This is a genomic window from Sphaerotilus sp. (genome assembly GCF_031429695.1).
Classification (GTDB): Bacteria; Pseudomonadota; Gammaproteobacteria; order Burkholderiales; family Burkholderiaceae_C; genus Sphaerotilus.
Genome location: NZ_JANPAB010000032.1, coordinates 1 through 2,792, shown reverse-complemented (window position 1 = coordinate 2,792; position 2,792 = coordinate 1). Strand labels below are relative to the sequence as shown.

Sequence of the window (2,792 nt, the reverse complement as noted above, 5' to 3'; positions counted from 1 at the left end):
CCTTCAACTCCAGGGAACCGATTCAGACTCCACACACCGAATTCCTCAATGTTGACAAGCACTTGCGAGAGGGCTTGTCGAACTTTCGGCGGGGCGTGGAGCTGATGGTCGGCTGACATCTTCGGTCTGAATCGGCGAAAGCTATTGTAGCGGATCAGCTCAGCGGGCCAACCAGTCTTTCAGCCACGGAACAAGCCGGCCAACGTCGGCACCGCACAGCACGTCCACTTTGTACTCGGTCGCCCGCTGCAGCACATTATCATCGACAGGCTGCGCACTCACGTAGAGCGCACTCCCGACACTGCCGGCCAATTGCTGGCGGAGTTGGGCCAGCTTGTAAATCGCGTCCTGCGCCTTGGTCTGGCGCCCCGTCTTGCATTCGATCAGCAGCGCCCGGTTGCGGTGCACCACCATCGCGTCGATTTCATTGGGCACATTCTTGTCCACCGACAGAATGCGCAGGTTGCTGCTGAAACGACCCGGCCGAACCAGTCCGCCCGTGAGCTTGAGCAAGACAAACTCCTCCAGCCAGCCACCCGCAAAATACTGGGCCGTTTCCTGACTGGCAAATGTCACGGTTTCTTCCCCGTCCCACTGCAGCAATCCCTTGTCATGGGCCTTGCGCATCAGAACGGCCGACTGACCACCCGGCGCATAATGAAACGCCTGGGTTCGATCACGCTCGGATGCCCCCTCGGCAGCCCGGCTCGCGAGCGTGGCCAGCGAGCTGAAGAACTTGCCATAGCGCCCAGCGTTGTCCCCCATGTCGCGGGTAATGTCAGCGCGTGACGCGGCGCGCTGCTGCGCGGCAGCATGGCGATTGTCGCCCTCGATCCGATAACCCTGCACCAGCAGCATCTGCCGCAGGTCCAGCACATCCGCCATCGCATCCGTCCGCGCCTCGGCCCCCAGCCAATCGATTTGCTGGCGCTGGGTTTCCGCATACAGAATATCCAGCCGCCCTTCGCCAGCCTCGACATACCGCAACCCATCGCGCAGCGCCAGCACCATCAATTTGGTGCCGCCCGTGGCGTGCAGAATCACATGACGACCGTCCAGCCGCTCCGCAATCTCGGTCGCCCGGTGTGCCATGACACCCGGGCTGCTGTCATCAAAATCCAGCCGCTCGACCACACGGCCTTCGCGCTTGAGCACCATCGCCAGATTGGCGGCGCTGTGGCGCATGGCCGGCGTCTGGAGTATCCAAACCTCACGGGCGTCGTACTGTTCGAGCGGAATCAGGTTGGCGGCGTTCTGGCCGGTGGCGATGCAGATGTGAACAACAGGCAAGGTCATGGTGATTCAACTTTCAGTCAGATAACAGAATGACGGTGGTCAAGGTGTGCGACGGTGTACGGCTCCAGCCGCGCCCCGGCTTGCACCAGCTCTTCGGCCGACAGCTCCCGCCCACGCAGGTGCGCAGACAGATCGAGGCTCAGGTGCAGGTAGCGCCCGCCCCGCGCACAAACCTGCGCGGCAAGGTGGATCGGCAGCGTCCCGGCCACGGTGTCGCCGGGTCGCACGGCGGCCGGGTCGAGGTGCGTCAGCCAGTGATCGACGGCCAGCCCCTGCCGGCGTGCCCACTCGACAGCACCCGGGTGGCGGCTGATGAAAAACAGGGCGCTCATGCGGTGTGCATCTCCAGTTGATAGCCGCCCAGCCCCATCGTCGCGCTCTTGCCCAGGTGCAGCCACTGCCCAAGCCGCAGCCACGGCACGAACGGCCCCAGCGCCCCCGTCAGCGTCCACGCGCCGACCACGCCGCCGAGGTTCATCTCCTGCCGCTGGCGCCCGGAGTAGCGCGTCCAGTCCTGCCAGCGCAGGCCGCTGCGGTCGTCGGTCAACGTCGGCACCACGGCGGCCAGCAGCGCCGAGGCATCGAACGGCGCCGGCCGGATGCCCAGGTGCAGGTCGAGCACCAGATTCGTGCGGCGCAACATCTGGCTGAGCAGCGTGCGGGCATCGAGCTGGTCGGGGCGGAGCACCTGGCCTTGGTGCTGCAGGCGCAAGGGGGTGTGGAAGTGCAGGGTCACGCGGGCGGGAGTGGCCTCGGCGTGGGGGCCGGTGTCGGCGTCCACGGCGGTCGCCACCTCGCCCGCGGAATCGATGCGTTCGACCGCCAGCAGCTCGCCTGTCACGCGCTGCGGTCCGAGGCCCTGGCGCAAGGCACGCTCCCAGGCGTGGACGATCAGCGGCAACCGCCCGAGCGTCGGCTCGCCGATCAGCACCATGTGCCACACCAGCGGCTCGCCCGCCAGCAGATCGCGAGCGCCGGACGCGGGTGGCTCGATGACGTAGGGGTTGGGCACTTGCGTGAACCGCTGGGCGAACTGCGTCGGCTGCGGCGGGGTCTCGAACAGCGCCGGGTAAGAGCAACTGCGCCACAACGGGCACTCGGCACACACCGGTAGCCCGGTCATGCAGGTGGTGTGCCGCAACGCCGCGCCGAACACGCCGCGCAGCAGCGAGCCGGCGTAGTCGGGCAGGCACAGGTCGGCGGCGAGGCGGGCGGTGAAGCGGTAGCGGGCGATGGGCAAGGTAGCAACAGACACAAACGAGCCTCAAAGACTGATGACAGCAATTCGATCCTGCGCGGCACGCTGCAGGCGCTGGTCATGGGTCCATAACTCGTCGCAGCCGGCCTGCAGGGCGGGAGAGTGTCCGGATTTCTGTGTGTGAGGCGGTTGGTTGAACTGGCCAGTTGGCCGGGTTATCGAAAGCCGCCGTAGGCGGCGTGGGTGAACCGCTCGCCGTAGAGTATCGCGAACTGGTTCATGGCGGACTTCCAATCCT

3 protein-coding genes are annotated in these 2,792 nt (G+C 65.9%); all 3 read right to left on the bottom strand.

Going from position 1 to position 2,792, the window contains the following annotated elements; all coding sequences use genetic code 11:
• Positions 1 to 159: 159 nt before the first annotated feature.
• Genes RMP06_RS06280 through cas6 form a run of 3 tightly spaced genes read right to left on the bottom strand, consistent with a single transcriptional unit; the run spans position 160 to position 2,551 of the window.
• On the bottom strand, positions 160 to 1,296 hold the full coding sequence (locus tag RMP06_RS06280) for a Card1-like endonuclease domain-containing protein (RefSeq protein WP_310460923.1): 1,137 nt from the start codon (positions 1,294 to 1,296) through the stop codon (positions 160 to 162).
• Positions 1,297 to 1,313: 17 nt separating this feature from the next.
• The gene (gene csx16, locus RMP06_RS06275) at positions 1,314 to 1,628 is read right to left on the bottom strand and encodes a CRISPR-associated protein Csx16 (RefSeq protein ID WP_310460922.1); all 315 of its coding nucleotides are present in this window, start codon (positions 1,626 to 1,628) and stop codon (positions 1,314 to 1,316) included.
• On the bottom strand, positions 1,625 to 2,551 hold the full coding sequence (gene cas6 / locus RMP06_RS06270; RefSeq protein WP_310460921.1) for a CRISPR system precrRNA processing endoribonuclease RAMP protein Cas6: 927 nt from the start codon (positions 2,549 to 2,551) through the stop codon (positions 1,625 to 1,627). Before cas6 ends, csx16 begins: the two co-directional genes overlap by 4 nt.
• Positions 2,552 to 2,792: the final 241 nt, after the last annotated feature.

Excerpts from the sequence above, each read along its gene's own strand:
- RMP06_RS06280 (WP_310460923.1), bottom strand. The coding sequence starts at position 1,296 with ATGACCTTGCCTGTTGTTCACATCTGCATCGCCACCGGCCAGAACGCC.
- csx16 (WP_310460922.1), bottom strand. The coding sequence starts at position 1,628 with ATGAGCGCCCTGTTTTTCATCAGCCGCCACCCGGGTGCTGTCGAGTGG.